At 32.7% G+C, this 22,164-nt stretch carries 14 protein-coding genes; 1 reads left to right on the plus strand and 13 read right to left on the minus strand.

Annotated elements, in window-relative coordinates; all coding sequences use genetic code 11:
- Positions 1-5: 5 nt before the first annotated feature.
- The 8 genes from G9F71_RS21920 to G9F71_RS21955 form a co-directional block, all read right to left on the minus strand.
- Positions 6-1,043 (minus strand): glycosyltransferase family 2 protein, encoded by a 1,038-nt coding sequence (locus tag G9F71_RS21920; RefSeq protein ID WP_164950715.1) that lies wholly within the window; start codon positions 1,041-1,043, stop codon positions 6-8.
- Positions 1,044-1,104: 61 nt separating this feature from the next.
- The gene (locus tag G9F71_RS21925; protein ID WP_164950714.1) at positions 1,105-2,085 is read right to left on the minus strand and encodes a glycosyltransferase; all 981 of its coding nucleotides are present in this window, start codon (positions 2,083-2,085) and stop codon (positions 1,105-1,107) included.
- Between the two features lie 55 nt (positions 2,086-2,140).
- Entirely contained in the window at positions 2,141-2,710 is a 570-nt protein-coding gene (gene rfbC, locus G9F71_RS21930; RefSeq protein ID WP_164950713.1) for a dTDP-4-dehydrorhamnose 3,5-epimerase, read from the minus strand.
- Positions 2,710-3,774 carry a dTDP-glucose 4,6-dehydratase gene (rfbB, locus tag G9F71_RS21935; protein WP_164950712.1) on the minus strand — a complete coding sequence of 355 codons (1,065 nt, stop codon included), beginning with the start codon at positions 3,772-3,774 and terminating at the stop codon, positions 2,710-2,712. The genes rfbC and rfbB overlap by 1 nt, the downstream gene beginning before the upstream one ends.
- Before the next feature lie 46 nt (positions 3,775-3,820).
- Positions 3,821-4,741, minus strand: a complete 921-nt coding sequence (rfbA, locus tag G9F71_RS21940; protein WP_164950711.1) for a glucose-1-phosphate thymidylyltransferase RfbA — start codon at positions 4,739-4,741, stop codon at positions 3,821-3,823.
- An 89-nt stretch (positions 4,742-4,830) separates the two neighbouring features.
- Positions 4,831-5,499 carry a sugar transferase gene (locus tag G9F71_RS21945; RefSeq protein WP_164950710.1) on the minus strand — a complete coding sequence of 223 codons (669 nt, stop codon included), beginning with the start codon at positions 5,497-5,499 and terminating at the stop codon, positions 4,831-4,833.
- Between the two features lie 116 nt (positions 5,500-5,615).
- A complete protein-coding gene (galU, locus tag G9F71_RS21950; protein ID WP_164950709.1) occupies positions 5,616-6,530 on the minus strand; it encodes a UTP--glucose-1-phosphate uridylyltransferase GalU in 915 nt (304 codons plus the stop codon).
- Positions 6,531-7,052: 522 nt separating this feature from the next.
- On the minus strand, positions 7,053-7,889 hold the full coding sequence (locus G9F71_RS21955; RefSeq protein WP_164950708.1) for a YihY/virulence factor BrkB family protein: 837 nt from the start codon (positions 7,887-7,889) through the stop codon (positions 7,053-7,055).
- A 231-nt stretch (positions 7,890-8,120) separates the two neighbouring features.
- Here G9F71_RS21955 and G9F71_RS21960 point away from each other — a divergent pair, with 231 nt between their 5' ends.
- On the plus strand, positions 8,121-8,912 hold the full coding sequence (locus tag G9F71_RS21960; RefSeq protein ID WP_164950707.1) for a nitrilase-related carbon-nitrogen hydrolase: 792 nt from the start codon (positions 8,121-8,123) through the stop codon (positions 8,910-8,912).
- A 337-nt stretch (positions 8,913-9,249) separates the two neighbouring features.
- Here G9F71_RS21960 and G9F71_RS21965 read toward each other — a convergent pair whose 3' ends face one another.
- The 5 genes from G9F71_RS21965 to G9F71_RS21985 all read right to left on the minus strand — a co-directional run bounded on the left by G9F71_RS21965 (position 9,250) and on the right by G9F71_RS21985 (position 22,110).
- Positions 9,250-9,519, minus strand: coding sequence for a DUF1294 domain-containing protein (locus tag G9F71_RS21965; RefSeq protein WP_164950706.1), 270 nt, complete (start codon positions 9,517-9,519; stop codon positions 9,250-9,252).
- A 99-nt stretch (positions 9,520-9,618) separates the two neighbouring features.
- Positions 9,619-13,212: an SbcC/MukB-like Walker B domain-containing protein gene (locus G9F71_RS21970; RefSeq protein WP_164950705.1), complete on the minus strand. Its 3,594-nt coding sequence runs from the start codon at positions 13,210-13,212 to the stop codon at positions 9,619-9,621.
- Positions 13,199-14,446, minus strand: a complete 1,248-nt coding sequence (locus G9F71_RS21975; protein WP_164950704.1) for an exonuclease SbcCD subunit D — start codon at positions 14,444-14,446, stop codon at positions 13,199-13,201. Before G9F71_RS21975 ends, G9F71_RS21970 begins: the two co-directional genes overlap by 14 nt.
- Positions 14,447-14,470: 24 nt before the next feature.
- Positions 14,471-18,421 carry a helicase-exonuclease AddAB subunit AddA gene (addA, locus tag G9F71_RS21980; protein ID WP_164950703.1) on the minus strand — a complete coding sequence of 1,317 codons (3,951 nt, stop codon included), beginning with the start codon at positions 18,419-18,421 and terminating at the stop codon, positions 14,471-14,473.
- Positions 18,421-22,110, minus strand: coding sequence for a PD-(D/E)XK nuclease family protein (locus tag G9F71_RS21985; protein WP_164950702.1), 3,690 nt, complete (start codon positions 22,108-22,110; stop codon positions 18,421-18,423). Before G9F71_RS21985 ends, addA begins: the two co-directional genes overlap by 1 nt.
- Positions 22,111-22,164: the final 54 nt, after the last annotated feature.

Genomic DNA, 22,164 nt, shown 5'->3' on the forward strand with positions numbered 1-22,164 from the left:
ACTTATTACTTCTTTAAAGATCTAAATTTATATAATATGCGAAATATAAGACCGTAAGTTCTTGTCTTTATAAGTAACGCATTAACTTTATATTTAAGTGATAGTTTACTATTACTTATAATTTCAGAAATTTTAAAAGCTGTGACCTCTTTTTTAATTATTTTTTTAAAATCTAAATAATTGCTCTTTTCTCCTGTTTCACAATACTCAGTCCAATATTTATTGTGTATTACCCATAAGGTTTTTATCATATACACTGCATAATAATGAATTAATTTTTCATAAAGCAGTGGATCCGCTGTTATATAATCTCTCATGATATAGCAACCTGCTAGCATATCCTCCATTGACTTTATTGAAAATACTTTTGTAAGTGACGCTTCTCTTTGCCTGTAATAATATAATGGTTCACTCATTAAAAAGATTTTCTTTGAACAAGCCAGTGTTAAAAATAGTACAGGAGTATCTTCACATACTATAAAATCAGGAAACAAAATTTTGTTTTCTGTAAAAAGTTCTCTTTTATGCAGCTTATTCCATGCATAAGCCTTGATATCATTTAATAAAAACTTCCTAAGAGCCTCAATTTTATCTATATGGCCTTCTTTATCAATTCCTTCTATTGTCTGATGGTATTTTTCACTATTCGATTTATATTTATGAGGCATGTCCATATATAATATATAATTGCAAATAACTATGTCTGCACTCTCTCTTTTAGCAGCGTTGTACATTTTTTCAAACATATTTAATTCAATAAAATCATCTGAATCAACAAATGCTATGTATTCTCCAGTTGCTACACTCAGCCCTGCATTTCGAGTTTCACTAATCCCACTATTTTTCTGATTTATAATAATCAATTCAGGGAATTTTATTTTATACTCTTTCAATATTTCATAACAATTATCTGTAGATCCATCATTTATTATAATAATTTCTCTATTATTAATAGTTTGCTTAATAACGCTATCTAAACACTCAGGCAAGTATTCTTGTACATTATAAACAGGTATTATAATACTTACATCTACTCTATTCAACGAAATACCCCCCTTTTGACTATCATCTTTATCTCTACTTATCACCTCTGAAGTTGCATTGCTAATTAGTTGTTTTATAAGAAGTTTTTATATAAAAAGCCTTCTTGAATTTATGAAAAGTGATATCCTTTAATAAAATTCGTAAATATTTTGAACTTATATAACTTTTAAGGATTAGATAAATTCTATAAACTTCATTTTTTTTCTTATATTCTTTTGATTTAGTAAGTCCTTCTAAGGCTAAACTATATTTACTTTCTTCATTAGCATCAATTTTAATATTCTTTAAACATTCCACTGATTTACTTTCAAATCCAAATTTCAACCTATCTTTATACATCTTAACAACGTGTTTAGAGTATAAAAGCTGTTGCAATGAATTACTTTTGGAAATTCCACTGCTTCTAATTCTATATTTAACTAAGAACTCATTTGTACTCGCAAGTTTAAATCCGCTAGTTATAAGTCTTAGTAAAAAATCATAATCTTCTGCGCAAGTAATTTCTCTGTACCCGCGAAGCTTATCTGCACATTTTTTTTTAAAAAACCAGGTTGGATGATTAACAAAATCTACATTTACTAAACAACTTTTTATTAATTTCATATCCTCTGGCATTATTGCATCTTTGTATAATTCCTTGCCATCTTCATCAATATTAATGCACCTTGCTCCCATAAAATCTATATCTGGATGACAATCAAAATAATTTATTTGTTTTTCAAACCTATCAGGCAATGATATATCGTCTGCATCCATTCTTGCTATAAAATCACCTTTTGCATGACTTAATGCAAAATTCAAGCTTTTAACTAACCCAATATTTTTTTCATTTTTAAAATATCGTATCCTTGCATCGCATTTGCAATAATTTTCAATTAATACATCTAATTCACTGTTATTTGGGTTATCTAAAATAATAATAAACTCTAAATTTTTATAGCTTTGAGTTAATATGGATTCTATTGCTTCTATTAACCAATTTTCTTTTTCGTTGTATACACTCATAATTACAGACACTAACATTTGTTTATTGCTATTCATAGAGTACACCTCGTTAAACCTTCGATTTATTTGTGTGAATTTCGAGTAATTTCACCTATAGAAGTGAGTGACTTTCCTTCTGAAATGCCACAAATAGTTGCGCCTGTTTATCTTTCTCAGAAAGTAACACTTTTCCTATATCTTTCAAAGGCCATTCTATACCAATGCTAGCATCATTCCAGGCAATTGCTCCCTCAAACTCAGGGTGATATAAATTAGTACATTTATATACGAATTCTGCCTGCTCTGACATTACAAGGAACCCATGAGCAAAGCCTTCAGGTACATAAAATTGCCTTTTATTCTCACTACTCAGTATTGCTCCAACCCATTTACCATAGGTTTCAGATCCGCCTCGCAAGTCCACAGCTACATCAAATACTTCACCACTTAGAACTCTAACAAGTTTTCCTTGAGAATACTCTTTTTGAAAATGTAGTCCTCTAAGTACTCCCTTTTTAGATTTAGACTGGTTATCTTGAAGGAACACCATATCTAGCCCTGCTTCTTTAAATTCATCAAAGTTATAAGTTTCCATAAAATATCCTCTGTTGTCTCCAAAAACTGTAGGCTCTATTATATATAAATCTTTTATTGTAGTTTCAATAAACTTAAATTTTTTCATTATAATGTTTTTACTCCTTCATACATCTTTTTATAGTACTTTTGATATTCTCCCGAGGTAACATTTTTCATCCATTTATCATTATCCAAATACCACTGAATCGTATTTTTTATACCTACTTCAAAAGTTGTTTCAGGATACCATCCCAGTTCATCCTTTATCTTTGATGGATCTATTGCGTATCTTCTATCGTGACCTTTTCTATCTTCAACATACACAATTAATGCTTTTGTTATTTCCTTATCTACATTTTCATTTAAATAAGAAATGATGCCTTTAACTATTTCAATATTAGCTTTCTCATTATGTCCACCAATATTATAAACTTCTCCAGTTGTTCCTTTTGTTAATACCATATCGATAGCCTTGCAATGGTCCACCACATATAACCAATCGCGAATATTTAAACCATCTCCGTATACAGGCAAATCCGCATGCTTTAAACAATTGTTTATTAAAAGAGGTATAAGCTTTTCTGGGAACTGATATGGTCCGTAATTATTTGAACATCTAGTTATGTTCATTGGCATCTTAAATGTATCAAAGTATGCCTTTACCATTAAGTCACTTCCAGCCTTTGATGCTGAGTAGGGGCTATGTGAATCAATAGGTGTTGTTTCTACAAAATACCCTGTTTCACCTAAAGAACCATATACCTCATCAGTAGACACCTGAAGAAATTTGACACCTTCCTTGAAACCACTTTCAACCTCCCACGAATTTTTCGCACAGTTTAAAAGATTTACTGTTCCAAGTACATTTGTTTGAGCAAATATCTCTGGGTTCACTATGCTTCTATCAACATGAGATTCTGCTGCAAAGTTTACAACATAGTCAATATTGTATTCCTTGAACACCTTTCCCACTAATTCGCTATCACAAATATCTCCCTGTATAAAAATATAATTTGGATTATTTTCAATTTGTTTAAGGTTTTCCAAGTTTCCTGCATAAGTTAGATTGTCCAAATTTACTATTCTAACATCTGAATATTTCTTTAGAATATAGTGAACAAAGTTTGATCCTATAAACCCTGCTCCTCCTGTTACTAAATAAGTTTTCATTTTACTCCTCCAAATTCTATACCTTTTGATTTTATAACTCCGAATTTTATAACCCTAAGCAAGCAGCTATTTCTTTTATTGCTTCTTTATTTGCTTTTTTATATTCCATAGCAATATCCATTAAATAAGTACCATAACCAGTTTTTAAAAGTGGTTGTGCTAGTGTTTTGAGTTCTTGCATAGTTATCCAACCATTTCTATAGGAAATTTCTTCAAGACAGGATATATATGTACCTTGAGTGCTTTGCACCGCTTCTACAAAATTTGAAGCCTTAAGCATGCTCGCATGAGTTCCTGTGTCAAGCCAAGCAAGTCCTCTTCCAAGTAGGTTTACCTTAAGTTTTCCCTCCATCATATAAATTCTATTTAAATCCGTAATTTCAAGTTCTCCTCGCTCCGAGGGTTTTAATTTTTTAACTTTTTCTACAACAGTGTTATCATAAAAATATAGTCCTGGAATGGCATATTCTGACTTTGGATTTTCAGGTTTTTCTTCTAGCGAAAGTACATTTCCATCTTTATCAAACTCAACAACTCCAAAAGAATTTGGATTTTTAACATGGTATCCAAAGATCACAGCTCCCTCCTCAAGTTCCGCGGCCCTGCTTAGACTTTTTGTAAAACTTTGTCCCCAAAATAAATTATCTCCAAGTATCATCGCTACCTTATCATCACCAATGAATTTTTCTCCGATTATAAAGGCTTCCGCCAGTCCATTTGGTGCTTCTTGGATAGCATATTCTATTTTGAGTCCTAGTTTACTTCCATCTTCAAATAGCTCCATAAAACCTGGCAAATCTCTCGGTGTTGAAATTATTAATATTTCTCTTATCCCAGCTAACATTAAAACGGACATAGGATAATAGATCATTGGTTTATCATATATGGGTACCATTTGTTTTGATAATGCTTTTGTAACCGGGTAGAGCCTTGTGCCTGACCCTCCAGCTAATATAATACCTTTCATAACTATGTTTCCTCCCTTTACTAATCTTTTAACCTAAAAAACCATTATTCTTTTTTAAAAAACTCTCCACTTTCAATTCAGATCCAATCTTAACTAGCCTTCTCGTCCCCAAATAGCACTCCTACCGTCTTGAATATAAGTCCTATATCTACAAGTGTATTTCTATCTATTAAATACTCAACATCCATTTCCATCCATTCTTCAAAGCAAATATCATTTCTTCCTCTTACCTGCCAATAACAAGTTAACCCCGGTTTTGCAATTAGCCTTTGTCTTTGAAAAGATGTAAATTGCACTACTTCTTTGGGCAAACTTGGTCTTGGTCCAACTAAGGACATGTCGCCTCTTAATATGTTAAAAAGTTGTGGGAGTTCATCTATACTTGTCTTCCGTACGAACTTACCAACCTTAGTTATTCTAGGATCCTCTTTTATCTTAAACATAGGTCCTGACATCTCATTTTCACCTTGAAGCTTTCCTAGAAGACCTTCTGCATTTGAACACATAGACCTAAATTTGTACATTTTAAATTGTGTTCCATCTTTACCAACCCTAATTTGAGCAAAAAAAACAGGACCCTTTGAATCTAATTTAATCCAAATGCCAACAACAATCATCACTGGACCTATTAATACAATTCCACATAAAGCACCTATAATATCAATTATCCTTTTGATTATAAAATATCCTAGCTTTTTCTCATATTCAGCAGCAGCCGTGCCCTGTGTAACTCTTGAATTTCTTTGTGATTTTTGCATCTATATTTCCTCCTTTTTAGGATTATGCAAATAAGTGATAAATCATCTTAAGCTAATTGCAATACCTTTTGCTATTTGAGTATGTATTAGAATTCATATTTCTTAACTTTTCATTACTAGAAACTACCAGTTCTTATTACTTCTTCATATAGACTCCTAAAGTTCTCATTATATTTTAAAGTTTGAAGATACTCCATAAATGGAACTTTTAAATCAGCTCTTTTTAAAGCAAACTCAACTGTGGCCTCAAGAAATCCTAATTTATCACCTACGTCATATCTTCTTCCTTCAAATATATATGCATACATATCTTGCTCCGCTATTAATGTCTTTAGTGCATCAGTCAACTGAATTTCTCCACCTTTGCCAGGCTTTGTATTATCTAATATGTCAAATATCTCTGGAGTTATTATATATCTACCAAGTATGGCTACATTTGATGGTGCAATGTCTACTTGTGGTTTTTCAACAAGGTCATTTACTTTGTATACCCTATCACTAATTTTAATCCCATCAACTATGCCATATTTATTTACATTTTCAAGTTCTACTTCTTGAACCCCTAAGATTGTTGCGTTATTTTCTTCAAAACAATCCATAAGTTGCTTTAAGCATGGAGTAGCCGCATCAACTATATCATCACCTAACATAACAGCAAAAGGTTCATTGCCTACAAAGGCTCTTGCACAATTAATAGCATCTCCAAGTCCTTTAGGTTCCTTTTGTCTTATAAAGTGTATATTCACCATGTTTGATATATCTCTAACCTGTTTAAGAAGGTCATCTTTATGTTTATTTTCTAGTTCTAGCTCTAGTTCTACTGATTTATCAAAATGATCTTCAATAGATTTTTTATTTCTTCCTGTAATAACCAATATTTCTTCTATCCCAGCCTCAACAGCTTCCTCTATAATATATTGCATTGTAGGCTTATCAACTATAGGTAACATTTCTTTAGGTAATGCTTTTGTAGCAGGTAAAAACCTTGTTCCAAGTCCCGCTGCTGGTATAATGGCTTTTCTAACTCTCATATAAATTTTCTCCTTTTCTTCTGTACGTTATTTTTTTAAAGATAGTTGTAATTCTTATTTTCATAAATCTAATTACTCTCTAAATGCTACATGTTAATATCTTATATTTATACATTTATCGACTTAATATGATGTTTTATTCTTTATTTACATAATTATTTGTTGTAATTATTTTTTATTTTTATATTCAATTAAATAAATTGTTAAACCTAGCATTGTTTTTACCATATGGTAGAGTATATCATAATATTACAAAATGTGTGTTAAGTTTTTATTAAATTTATATGTTTTTTAACTTTTACGACATAAAACGTGCGTTTTTTTATCTTTTTTAACATGATTTTCTATTTTATTTTAATATAAATTAAAATTATTCTATAAATATCATTAAATCTAGCTAAACGCAAGAAAAGAATCAGAAGTTTTAAGTTCTGATTCTTTTCTTGTTTTAATAGATATTAAGTATGAATTTTCGACCCAGTGACTTGCAATAAGAAGCGAAAAAACATTGAAATTCCATACTTAATACTTCTTGCACTTTGGTTTTTCTTTACCTTCTCTTTCAAATGCTAACAGTGCATTAACCTCTCCACCTAGTAATATTATAATAGAAGTAATATAAAGCCACAGCATAAGCACTATCACTCCTCCTATACCGCCATATACACTAGAATAGTTATTGAAGTTATTCACATAATAAGCAAATCCTAAAGAAGATAACAACCAACCTAAAGTACTAAAGGTCGCTCCTGGAATTACTTCTTTCCATGTAAGTCTCCTACAAGGAGTAAAATGGTACAATGCTGCAAATATAAACACCATCCCAGATAAAGTTACCAAGTACCTTATGATATCCCAATTTAATATAAACTTACTGGATACATGGAATTTCGTTACAATCGTTCCACCTATCATTTGTCCAAATACAACTAATGCTACTGCAGCTATAATAACCACTTCAAGTCCTACCATAAACAATATAGATATAATTAGAGTTTTTAAATAAGATCTTGTTTCTTTTTCATCGTAGGCCTTATTTAATCCCTTTATTATAGCTCTGAACCCGCTAGATCCAGTCCATATTAAACCTATTATACTTAGCGATACTAAATTCCCACTTGTTTTTTCAAACACATCTATAACTGTAGTGTAAATTAAATCAAAAGTGCTTTTGGGCATTATTTGGCTTAGATATACTAGAACATCATTGCTCTTTAAATCACTATAGCCTAGCATACTAAGTAGTAGTAATAGAAAAGGAAAAAAAGATAACAATAAATAATAAGTAACTTGAGCTGCCAAGGCCGTAATATCATCATCAATAACCCTTGATACAAGTTTTTTTAAATTTTTAAACATATAAGCCACCTTTCACTCTTCCTATTTAAAATATCATATGAAGGTTCCACATGTAGAATATCCTGATAGTAATCATTCTACATGATTTCACCTGTCATTGCCTTTGATATAAATATGCATAATCTTATGTAGTTAACGCAGAAGAAATTTCAAACTTAGCCTTCTATCCTTCTTCTGTTATAATATGTATTATAGCAAGATATTATTAATAATTAAAGAGGGGATGTTAATATGAAATTAGCACTAGCCCAAGTAGATATTGCATGGGAAGATAAAACTATTAACAAAGAAACTACATTACAATTTATAAAACAGGCATCTACTGAAAATGTGGATATGATACTTTTCCCTGAAATGACTTTAACGGGCTTTTCTATGAATACTTCTTTAATAGGAGAAAATAATAATGAAACCACAGAATTCTTTAAGGAAATGAGTTCTAAATTTAATATTTTTATAGGATTTGGATATGTAGAAGGCAGCACTAATAGTAAAAATAAATACTCTGTAGTAGCTCCCTCTGGAGAAGAACTTGTAAACTACACAAAAATTCATCCTTTTTCCTTTGGAGGAGAACCTGAATTTTACCAAAGCGGAAACCAAATAGAATTTTTTAACGCTTTCGATTTTACTATTGCCCCTTTTCTCTGCTACGATTTACGCTTCCCAGAAGTCTTTCAGGTAGCTTCAAAACACGCCACTTTAATTACCGTAGCAGCTAACTGGCCAATAGATCGCCGTGAACACTGGATTACCCTACTAAAAGCAAGAGCCATAGAAAATCAATGTTACATAGCAGGTGTGAATCGAGTTGGCAAAGGAAATGGATTGACCTACAGCGGTGACTCCATGATTATAGATCCATTAGGAAATATAATAAGTAGTTTATATATGGAAGATGGTCTAATTATAGCTGATATCTGCAAGTCAGATGTATCTCAGATTAGAAATAACTTTAGCCTTAAAGAAGATAGAAAAGACGGACTATATTGTAATCTGTATTTAAGTGCTATTAAAGTTTAAACTGAAGGAATTTTTTTCAATAAATTAATAAATTTAGATTATTTCAATAGATAAAAGTTAATATTATAATATATTTTTATATAATATATTTTCAGATAATTAAAAATTTATCCACAATTCAAACAAAGTTATCCACATAAAGAGGATAACTTTGTTTAAATATACATTCAATAAGGCAAACAGTGATACTTTTCCCCATTTTTCTGGAATCCATTCACTTTCACAAAATAGTTATACACAGGTACGAAATAAGTCTAAAGCTTCTAATTTACTATCCAACATTTCACCTTTATTGTATCCTCAAAAGGGCATAATTTCAAAGCTTAAATTATGAAACTTACAGTATTTTATAAATATATGCAAAGAATATAAACACTTGAACTATCAGTATTAAAGGTATTCCTATCACAAACTTTTTATGCTTAGTTTTATGCCTAAATAATTGCATACCCATAAATATACCCAAAGCACCAAAAGCAAAAGCTACAGTAAAAAGAGTTTTTTCTGGAGTTCTCCATCTCTTCTTTTGTGATTTATTCTTATCTGAATACATCACATAAATACCGTATAAGTTAATAGCTAAAATATAATATAAAAATATTTTCATGTTTTCCCTCCAATTGAATTCAAAAAAGATTAGAATTTCTTAATGCAATTTCACGTTTCAATCACTTATTACAAGGCACGCAGGAGAACTGCTATACCTTTAAGTGTACTCGAGCTTTACCTTGCTTCCTCCCTGTCCCTGCTCTGCAGGCGTTACTATTAGCTTTATAGGAACCCTATTCTTAAGCTCTTCCACATGACTTATTATCCCCACAGAAAGCGTACTTGAATGGAGCTTCTCAAGTGAATTCATTACTATTTCTAAAAGATCTGTATCTAAAGTTCCGAAACCTTCATCTAAAAAGAAGAATTCTAGTGGAGCACTTCCTTTTAATTGAATTTGTGAGGATAGTGCAAGTGCAAGACATAATGAGGTCAAGAAAGTTTCTCCACCAGACAAGGTGTTGGTTTCGCGTCTTGTTCCTCCATTGAAATCATCCCTCATTACAAAAGCTCCATCAGCATCAAGCTCTAAAGCGTAACGTCCCCTCGTTATTTCCTTCAAACGTTTTGAAGCCTCCAATGATATATATTTTAGCTGCTTCATAGCTACATATTCTACAAATTTATTCCCTTGAATTAAGGTGTCAAGTTCTCTTAAAAGACCTAGCATATGTTCTACTTCGCTACGCTTTATTATAAGGGCTGCAAATTCTTTTAGCTTTCTTTCCATTTCCTCTAAGATACGATTTTCAACGCCTACCGCCTTATTTTTTTCTTCTAAAACATTTTGCAGTATTTGTCTTTTTTCTTTTAACTCTTCCCAAAAATTAGGGTCTATTTCTTTTCCGCAAAGAAGATTTTCTACTCTTTGCAAATTATCTAGGATTCTACGAAGCACCTCTTCGTAATGTTTTATTTCAGCATCTAAAATCATCAAATCTTCTTTGGAAATTAAATATTGAATAGCTAAATCAGTGTTTTCAAAGGAATTTTCACTAAGAGATATCTTTAATTTTTCTTCTCCTATACCTAATAGTTTTAAAAGCATTGTATTTTCCTTTTCTTCACTAGTCTTCTGAGTCTCCACATTTTGCTTTTCTATATTTTCTCTTTCTAAAACTTCTCTTAAATTTGCCTCCTTCAAAGTTATGTTTTTTATTTCACTTCTTACCTTTTCTATTTCAATTTTAGGGGTTAATTCCTTTGAAGGCTTGAATCCACAGAGTTCTACAATTTGAATAGTCAAACGCTCTATTTCCGCTCTTTTTTCCTTGCCACTGGTTTCTATTTCTGTTTTTGAGGTAGTAAGGCCCTTTAATATTTTATCCACTTCATCTCTTTGCTTTTCCAGTATTACTAACTCCGCTCTATACTTCCTTGCTGTGGCGGTTAACTTTATTACTTCATTATCCCTGGCTTTAAGTTGCTTTATTTTTTCACTTATGGATAGGTTTTTTATACTATCCCTTTGCTTATGGTCATATTCTTCTCTTTGCAAATCTTCTTTTAAAAGCATGTACTTATTCTGAAGTATCTTTACGCTTTCTGTAGCAATAGATAAATCTACATTTATCGCTATTAGTGTTTCCTTTTCCTTTTTCAAACCTTCGTAAAGCCTAGCTTCCGAAAGGTCTACTTTGCTTTTTTCATTTTGTAGCACAACTAAGGCTAAGTCTAACTCAGTTTTTTGCTTATTGTAAGATTCTGTGTTTTCTCTAAACTTAATTAATTCCTTTTCACTTATACTCTTCTGCTCTTGTAATTCCAAAATATTTACGCCTTGGAGCTTTTCAGAAACCTCTGTAAGGCTCTTATTTATATGCTCAGCATCTCTTAAAAATTCTGCTGCTTTAATTTGCTCCTTTTGAAGTTCTTTAGCGAGTTTTTCTAAGTTTAGCTCACCATTTTGCTTTAATTTTTTTAATTCTTCTAAGTTGGTGTTTACTGATGCCTGTGCTAAATGCGTATGATGCTCCGATCCGCATACTGGGCATAGGTCTCCTTGTTTTAAATTGGAAGCTAGAACTGCTGCCATGCCCCCTAGTTCTATATCTTTTATTTCAGCTTCTATGCTTTTAATCTTAGCTTTAGCCACTTCTATAGTTTCTGACTTGTTTTTTAAATCTAAGCTAACTTTTTCACTTTCGGTGTTAATAATGTTATATCTTTCCTTAAGCTCACCCACTATTTTATGGTTTTCTACAGCTTTTTCTAGAGTATCCTGAAGTTTGCTATAATCCTCTTGCCTATCTAACAACAAATTACTATCTCCCGGGAAATTATTCGTAAGTTCCACGGTTTTTTCTTTTAAAACCACTAATTTATTCCTACTATTTTCCTGAAGTAGCAATGCTTCACTATGCATTCCCTCCGTTATAAATATAGACTTTTGGGATGCTTGTTCTTTATTTTTAAGTATATCTACATTTTTCATGGCAAGGTCAACTTCTAGCTCAATGTTATAGGTATTCTGCAGTTTTTCCCTATATTCTGGCAATATTTCTATTTCATTTAAACTTTCTTCTGTACCTTTTAGTTTGTTTTCTGCTACTGCTTTATTACTTTCTATTAGCTTGTACTTTAAATTATTTTCATTTATATTTGTCATAAGTACTTTATGTTGTTCTAAAAGAATAGCTTTTTCATGGGCCAGATAATTTATTTTTTCTTCAATAGTTGTAGCTTGTTTAAGGCTTACTTCCCTTTCAATTAATCCAGGAAGTTTATTGTTTTTATCCATCCAGGCTCCCTCATAAGAGGTTTTTGTTATATTTAACCTTTCACATAAAACTAAAAAAGCATTGTTTAATTTTTCAAGAGTGAAATTATTTTTAGCTAAACTCTCTTTAATTTCAATTACATTGTCAATAAAGGGTTTTACCTTTATTGCTGCGCTTCCTTTAGTGGACTTTTCAATTTTATTTTTAATTTCTTCTTCCTGAAGTTTTAGCTGGGCTTCCTTATTTACATACTGTTTTTTTTCTTCCTGTAGCTCCCAGAGAGTTTTGCAGTGCTCGTACTGTTTATCTACTGCACTTTTCTGAGTCCTAAGATCACTTTCTTCTTTTTTTAAACGGGCTAATGTCTGAGTTATCTCACTAAGGGCCTCTTGTCCTACATTTTCATAGCCCTTCATTTCTCCCTCCAGCTCATTTTTTGTTATTAAGTTTTCATTTCTAACTCTTTTTATTTTCTCGTAGAGCTTTGTTCCATATTTTTCTAATGCAAATATTCGCTCTAACATATTTCTTCTTTCTTTTCCTGTAAGCTTTAAAAATTCATTAAATTTACCTTGAGGTAGTACTACTGAACGCGTAAAATCCTCAACTTTTAGTCCTATAATATCTATAATATTTTCCTCTACGTCCTTTGGTCCCTCTGCTAGCACTTTATTTTCTTCTGAGTTTTCTTTATTTATTTCTATAAGCCTTGCATAGGCAGTTTTAAAATATCCAGTTTTTAATCTCTTTATGCACCTTTCTGCTCTATACAGCTTTCGAGTTTTTCCAAGTCCTATTTCAAAATCGTAGCTTATTTCTACCACATTTGTTTCTGTATTTACAAACTCCTTGGTTTCTCTAGATACTTTTCCATAAAGAGCTATGGTTATGCCATCTAGTATGGTAGATTTACCACTAGCTGTGGGACCGAAGATACCGAAAAGTCCTTTTTCTGTAAGCTTTGAAAACTCTATAGTTTGCTCTTCTACAAAGGAATTCAAACCCTTTATTTTAAGATTAACTGGTTTCATTTTCCGCATCCCCCTCTATTGCTATACTTAAGAATAACTCCATTAACTCTTTTGAAGGCTCTAGCCCTGATTTTTCCTTTATAAAATATTCACTAAATAATTCTTCCATGGATTTTTCCCTTAGACTTTCAGCTAAATCTTCTTCCCTTTCTAGGCCTTCTAGTATTGGCTGTATGGAAACTATGTCACGGCGATTTTTTTTCATTTCCTTTATGTGTTCTGTGCTAATTATTTCTTTGGTCTTTATTTCAAGGTATACCCAAATGTTTCGCTGGCTTTCTGCTATGCATTTTTCTAAGGCTTCTTCCACGCTACTACATTTCCATACTTCTATAGGCTTGTAATTTCTAAATAGAAGTTGTGATATTTCCGCCTCCTGGCCAGCTTTAACCTCTACAAGATATGCGCCTTTACTATAGTTTATTTCACTTTTGCTATATTGAATTGGGGACCCGGAATATCTTATCTTCCCCTTAGTTCCTGGTACTTTTTGTGGTCTATGAAGATGTCCTAGGGCCGAATACTGAGCATTTTCCGGAAATTTAAGTGGGGAAACTGAAAGGCTTCCACCCAGTTGTATACTTCTCTCTGAACCACTTTCCTCTCCGCCCATAACATAGAGGTGAGATACTGCTAGATTTACGGTATCCTCTCTATATTTAGTTGATAGCTTCTCAAATAGTTGCCCTATTCTATCAGAATAGCTTTTTTGTCTATCTTCGTCAGTTAACCCCATTGAAAGCACTTCATTTAACCTTTTCTCACTTGGGTAGGGCAACGTTATAATAACTGCCTTCTCCCCCCTTATCCTAAGCTCTAAATAGCCTTCGTCACTTTCTATTATTTCAAAATCATGTTCCATTTCAAAATTAACTTCTCCAAATACGCCTTCTCTGGCTATGCTCTTTGGTTCCCCTAAAAGTATTACTCCATGCTTATAAGCAAGGGGGCTAGCTGCTACTAACCTCTCTGGATTGTCGTGATTTCCTGCTACTACAAGCACTGCTGTTTTACCACTACTGGTGATTCTCTTAAGAGTGCTATAAAACATTGCTTCTGCCTTTGCTGGGGGATTACCATTGTCATAGATATCTCCAGCTATAAGTACTAAATCTATATTATTATTTGCCACTATCTCTATAAATTCCTCTAGAAATTCTTCCTGTTCCTCTAGCCTACTGAATTGCTCTAAGGTTTTTCCTAGATGCCAATCGGAGGTGTGAAGTATTCTCATTTTATTCTCCCCTTTCTTAAAACACTATTTAACTCGCAAGGCTTCATCTATACTAAATAAATATAGATAACTCTCTTTAACTGTTTTTCCAAGAGTAGCCTTAAGTGCCCTTGCATAATAATCTAGTTGAGGCTTATATTTTTCTATTAGCTCATCCGTATCACCATTTTTTACTGAGTCTGTTTTATAATCTACTAGAATTATTTCTCCATTTTCTTCAAAATAGCAATCGATTATTCCTTGAAGGATTATTTTTTCTTCTCCATATATGTCAGTGGGAAGGTTTTTATAAATATCTGTTGAATTAATCTCCATATGGAAAGGTACTTCTCTTTTTAATAGATCAAGCCCATAGGCTTTTACCATCCGAGCTCCAAGCTCTGTTTTAAATAACTTTACTAGTTTTGCTGCCCGTACAGCTTTGCCCTCTTCTTTTGACAATAAAAGTTTTTCAATGTAAATTCGGATTTGAGCCTCTATTTCACTTGTGGTTGACACTTTATTCAAATCTAGTCTTTGCACTACTGCATGCATAGCTGTTCCTTTTTCTGCTGGTGTTAAGCCCTTTAGTTCCTCTAAAAATCTTGGTTTACTTATAAGTTTCGGCACATACATATTTTCTGAGGTACCTTCTGCAAGCTCTACATTAACTTTTCTTTTTAGCTCCGTTACTGTAAGCACTGTGGGCATTTTTGTAGACATTTCATATTTATAAATAAATCCTAGCCTTTTTTCTATCTCTGCCATATTTTTTTCATCTGTGATTTTTTCCTGGAGCATTATTAATTTTTCCTGCGTACTCACAAGGGTTTCTTCCTGCGCATCTTGTATTTTGACTATGTCATCTCTATTCCAAAGCCTAACCTGAAATCTTGCAGGGTGCTCCAATAGATTTACGTTATCATCTTCTATTCCAATTAACTTCCTTAGCATCTTTCCATCTGCGTGCCTTATTACGGAAGGTACTATCCAGTCTAAATAGCTTTTCGCTTTTAGAATTTCATATTCTCCAAGCTTTTCAGTATTTTCTTCTAAACTAAAGCTCATTCTTCCTATATTTTTCTCTATGTTTTTTATTGACCCAGTTATAATTAACTTTTCCTTTGCTCTTGTAAATGCTACGTACAGTACTCTCATTTCTTCTGAAAGGCTTTCTATCTTTATTTTCTTTCTTAGTGCTTGTTTTAAAACTGTAGGGTAAGAAATTCTTCTTAGCGGGTCCACAAAATCTGGACCGTAGCCTAAATCATGATGAAATAATATGCTCTTATTTATATCCATTAGGTTAAAGTTTTTCCCTGTACCACTTAAAAATACTACAGGAAATTCTAAGCCTTTACTTTTATGAATACTCATTATCCTAACTACGTTTTCATTTTCCCCTAAGGTTTTAGCGCTGCCCATATCTCCACTGCTTATTTTTAGCTTGTTTATGAAGTTTATAAAATTAAACAGTCCCTTATAGCTAGTTTCGGCGTATTGCCTAGCCCTTTGGAAAAGCACTCTTAAATTTGCCTGTCTTTGGACTCCCCCTGGCATGGCTCCTATATAACCATAATAACCTGTGTCTGTGTATAGGTACCAGATAAATTCATCAATAGGCATATACTTACATATTTCTCTAAAGTGATTTAATTTTTTTAGGAATTTATTAAGCTTTTGGGCAATTGATTCATTTTGCTCTGTTTCCTTAGCATCCGAAAAATTTACCATTGCCTCATAAAAAGAGATTTCCCTCTGACCTATTCTTATATCTACTAGCTCCTCTGAAGTAAAACCACCTATTGGCGAACGCAAAACTGAAAGCATAGGGATATCTTGTCTTGGGTTATCTATAATTTGAAGGAGACTCATGATTATTTGAATTTCTATGGTGTTAAAATATCCTGTGCCCGTATCTGCATAAACAGGTATTCCTTCAAGTTTTAACTCTTCTAAAAATGAAGGCGCCCAATTTGAGGTGGCACGAAGTAATATTACAATATCCTTATAATCTACATTTCTATAAGCTTTGATATTTTTATCATAAATTTTAAAGGCTTTACATCCATCGTTTAGCATTAGTTCTTTTATTCTTTTTGCCACAATTCTAGCTTCTAATTGAATATTTGTAGGGGTTTCTTCCTCTGAGCTTTTGCTAGCATCCTGGTCTTCTGAATCCTTTGACTGATTTTCATCTTCAACCTCTGTATTTTCCTCGGAGATATCTATAACATCCTTTTCAATAAGATGTAGCTCCACAGCTCCGCCTACTACCCCTGGCTCTTTAAGCTCTTCAAAAAATGCTCCTAAATTTAGTGCTTCTTCATCTGTATAGTCAAGATCTCCAATATTTTTGCACATTATTCCTTTGAAGATATAATTTACAGCATTTATAACTGGTTCTCTGCTTCTAAAATTTTTGTATAGTGTTATTTTTCTTGTTTTTGCACCCTCAACCTTTTCATAAGAACTATATTTCCCTAAAAAGAGCTCTGGTCTTGCCTGCCTAAATCTATATATGCTCTGCTTTACATCTCCTACCATAAATACATTTGGAGCCCCTATTTTTTCTCTTGAAATTATATTGAGTAAGGTTTCTTGAACCATGTTACTATCTTGATATTCATCTATCAAAATTTCTTCGTATTTATTTCGCAGTTGCAGGGCTACAGATGAAGGTTCTGGTTTTCCGTCCAAGCCTAGTACTACTTCACCTTTTTCATTCCTTTGCATTAAAATATAAAGACAAAAATGCTCAAAGTCGTTAAAATCTATAATGGAGCGTTCTTTTTTCTTTTGTGTATATTTTTCCTCCAAATCTATAACTAGCTGCGATAATGCCATCATTTGAGGATATAGTTTTTTTATGTCTTCAAGAGCTGTTTCTGAATTTGCGTTCATTACCTGCTGCCCTAGCTCTTGTAATTGTTTTTTTACCTTATTTCTTATATCCTGCACTGCCTTTTGTTTTTCCTTGTCTTTGCAAGCCTTTATGCTTGGTAGCTTTTGGAAACTTAAATTTTCTATAGTCCCTGCCAAATTATTAAAAGAGTTTTTAGATGCAGATAAAAGGTCAGAAATAATTTCCAAATCACCTTTAAAAACTTCAAAGTACAATGCTATAGCTTCATTTCCTTCTATGATTTTCAATGCTTTTATCATTACTTTTTCAATGCCTTGTAGCTCTATTTTAATATCTTCTATTAAAACTGCGGCCCAAGGGGTATCGCTAAGACTGTAACCTTCTTTAATATTAAAATCCTCTGCTGCATCTAATAGCCATTTTGCTGGATCTGTGGAACTCATAGCAAAATTATAAAGGCTTAAGACTATAGCTTGAAGGCCTAAGTCTTCTTTATTATTGCTATAGGATTCGACTAGGTTTAAGAAACTATTTTCTTGCTCAAAGCTAGGGGCCTGCACTGGCTTTGAGCTACTATTTTCTTCTAGGCCATTCTCCCATTCTTGATTATCCTCTTTTGCTTGGTCCATCTGATCTTCAACAATGGATACATATCTTTCTTCGAAAAGTTCTTCTAGAGCTTCCTGCTTTAAAAGTACTGCTTCTGTGGTGTCAGCTATTCGAAAATTAGGGTCTAGATCTACTATATGAAAATTGTTTCTAATAACCTCAAGACAAAAAGAGTGAATAGTTGTAATGCTAGATTTATTTAATAGTGTAAGTTGTCTTTGCAGTAACTTACTTTTTGGATTTTTATGAAGTTCCTTTGAGATCGCTTGCGCTATCCTCTCTCTCATCTCTGACGCAGCTGCATTTGTAAATGTAACTACTAGAAGCTTATCAATATCTGTTGGCCGCTCTTCATCTGTTACTATTTTTATTATTCTCTCCACTAGCACTGCAGTTTTCCCGGAACCCGCAGCTGCTGCTACTAGAATATTACAATCACGAATTGTTATAGCCTTTTGTTGATCCTCCGTCCATGAAACCTTTTTTTCTGCTTGCTTAATTTCACTTGTATCCTTATCCATTACTCTTTCACTCCCATCTCTTGGGTATTTACACTATTTAACTGTGGTTCTTTTTCAGATTCACTGGCTAAAAGTTCCCAGATTTCCTGGTCCTTTTTATCCTTTATTATTTTATAGGTGTTTTCCTTTAATGTGGGATCAAATTGACAAATAGCTGAGTATTCACAATAAGCACAAGGAGTGATATCCTTTTTCTTGTAGGGTTTTATGTCTATTTCCCCACTTAACATTTCCTCGCAGGTGCATACCAAATTTTCCTTTACATGTTTTAGTAGCATCTCAAATTGCTCTTTAGTCGCCACGGATGACCTTGAGCCCAATTCTCCATCTTTCTTAATAGAGGCTGGAACAACTAGTGATGCCCCTTGAATATTTCTATCCATTTCCCTAATTATCTTAGTATCTGCTAGCAGTAGGCCCTTCATTTTCAAAGCCTTCATTATGGCTTTTTCTAGCTCCTCTTCATCTAAATTATTTTTAGCTTTTATTACTGGGTCATCTATTTTAAAATACAGTATACCCGCGGGGAAAATCGTTTCCTTAGAAAGAGAACTTTCTCTAGAAAAAGCTATCTCATTTGTAAGCATTGCGTCTAAATAAGTCAATAGCTGTATTTGAAGTCCGTAATATACATCCGATAGCTTAAAATCCTTATTTCCGGATTTATAATCTACTATTCTGTAGAATTCTTCTCCCTCATTTATTAATTTATCTACCCTATCTATTCTGCCCACTAAATTTACGGTTTCTCCTGTGGATAGTTCTATTTGTATCGGTGGATAATCTCCATCATTAAAGCCAAAAGATACTTCGTAGCCAAAAGGTTCAAATCCACTGTTTTTCATCTGCTCAACTATGACAAAGATGGTTCGCTTTAAAACTCTTTTTAATCTCTCAGTAAAGTACTTATACCTTGGGGTACTGTTTAATATATAACCACTTATGCCGAGGTCTGCTTCCGTTTCTACAATGGTTGCTATATTTGTCTCGCACCATGTCTTATCAAGATCCGCCCATTTTATTTTACTTTTATCCACAAGCTTTGAAAAATTATCAAGCACACTGTGCATAAAACTACCTAAGTCTGGTGAAGAAAAGGTGAAAGTTTTTCTTTCTTTTGCTTTTAATCCATATTGCACAAAATATGCAAAGGGACATTCTTCATATTTTTCTATTCTAGATACGCTAAAATAGTTTTTCTCTCCATAAAGTAGCTTTACTTTTTCTTTTTCTAGCATTTTCACTTCATTCTTATAATCGAAACCTTTAAACATGCTGTTACTCTTTTCTTTCCATTCTGCTTCTTTTTGATACCACTTATAAACTTTAACCCAAAGTTCCGATATATACCCAGTCTCTAAATATTTTCTAAGAGTAAAGATTAAACCATTAAAAGTAGGAACTTTAGCACATACCTCTGACATCTCATGAGCCTCTTGCATATCCTGCGCATTGTGCATTTCATGCATATCGTCACCGTACTGCGTTATATTGCTTTGTTCTACCAGCTCTTTAAATAAGGCTTTAAATCTAGATATTATAATAGAAGGTCTTAGGGTTTTACCTTCATAATCTCCTATGGGATAGCTTATATTTAAATATTTACTAGGTATAGTTATGGTAGCATAAATTAAGTACTGCTCATTGAACATCTCAGTTTTTGTGTCATTGGCCATTTCTACTCCATTTTCTTTTAAAATTAATCTGTCACTGTCTGTGAATATTCCCTCTTCTTTATTTGCCTTTGGGAACACCCCATCATTTACGCCTATAATGTATAGGGCACTTATATCATGACTTTTTATGCGGTCTAGGCTAGTGATGGAAACTCCATCTAAGGCTGGTGGAATAAGTCCCATTTGATGTTTGCTAAAGCCTATGGATAGGATTTTTACAAACTCCTCTAAAGATAGACTCTCGCATCCTAGGACCTCTACCATCTGATCTAGTAGTTCCATAACTAGGTTCCATATTTTGCCGTACTCTATCACCTGCTCTTGAGCACCTTGATTTTTAAAATTCTCTATCCACTGCTCTAGCGTTTTATATACCTTTATTGATTCTAGGAATTCAAATAGGGCGGTACAGATTTTTATAGTTGTGTTTTTACCTTTTAATTTTTCATTTAATGCTAATAGTGGCTTTATGAAAGCGTCTCTTGTATCATTAAGAATTTTAATGGTGGCTTCTATTTTTTCAGCTTCCAAGGCTTCTTTGGTGACTGGAGTTTCTATATTTATTTCTGGGTTTTGATGTTCTTGAGGTTGTTGGTTTTCCGCAGTTTCGACCTCTTCTATGTTTTTTTGTAGCTCTGCCTCTGCTGCCTTGCGATCATAATAATCTCTAAAATAATATTCTATTTTTTCTTGCCATAGTGCTACTTCTGTCCATTTTTTTTTGCCCTTTATGCCTGTTTGTATTACGAAGTTTTCTAATATATCTATATTTTCCACTTCTATATCCAGTAAGCCTGTTTTAAGATATCTAAACACCGATTCATAACTAAAGTTCTTAGTGAAAATCTCAACAGTTGATGTTATTAGCACAATTAGAGGATTACTTGTTATATCTTTTTTCTTATCTATAAATAAAGGGATATTGTATTCTGTAAATATTGCTTTAATTAACTTTTCATAGGATGGTAAATCTCTAGTTACCACTGCAATTTTATTAAATCTTATATGTTCATCGCGGCATAGTCTCAGGATATCCTTTGCCACATGCTCTATTTCGGAATAGGCATTTAGACCTTTAAACACCTTTATATTTTCACACTTTTCAGTGGATGCAGTGTACGGGAAAGCAAAATAATTTTTTTCTAGAAAAGAAAGCTGTGCATTATCCTTAAATTTATGCTCTTTATTTTCTTGTAACTCTATAGGCGCATCAAAAGTTGTTCCAGTTTCCTCAGCTATTTTTAAAAGTTTATCTTCTGTAAATTTTATAGAATAAAAGGCATCTGCCTCATCCATACCTTTTGAATGCTCTGAGCTTTTTAGCGGCAAGGTTATATTTACCCTTTTAGCCTTTTTATATAGCTTTTCAATTATTCCATATTGTTGCGGTGTAAAGCCCGTAAACTCATCTAACCAAAACTCGCAGCCATCAAAAATATTACATTCATCAAGTGCACTATATAAACGTGTCAAATCGTCATCAGGGTCTACATAGTTTTGATTTAAAATATTATCAAATTCTCCATATATAAGTGATAAATCAGTTATTTTATCTATTAGTAAAGGATTTTCCCCTAAATTTTCTTTTACAAGATTTAAATCTTCCACGGAAATTCCATATTTTTTAAATTCTGTGATAGCACTAGCTACATTATCTACAAAACCTTTTTGCCTTGATGCTGCACTAAACACTTTAAATTTCTCTTGTTTTTTTTGCATTATGCTATTAATAAGCATTGCTTTACCTGAGGTGTCCATAGGTTTACAAGTTATGCCCCCAACCTCACTAAATACTTTGTAAGCTAACCTATTAAAACTAAGTACTTGGATATTTTTTATTCCTGTAGATCCAACTACTTTTATAAGATTTTTTTCAGCTTGGAAAGAGAATTGTTCTGGTACTAAAAGTACCAAGGGCAGTTCACGCTCTTCAACACTTCTATCTTTTATATCTTCTAAACAGAAGGTACTTTTTCCCTTGCCAGCTCCTCCGTATATAAATCTTAAACTCACAAAAACACATCCCTTCTTTTTTAGGCCTTACTCACATATACTATACCGTGTATA

The organism is Clostridium sp. FP2, from assembly GCF_011065955.2.
Lineage (GTDB): Bacteria > Bacillota > Clostridia > Clostridiales > Clostridiaceae > Clostridium_AD > Clostridium_AD tagluense.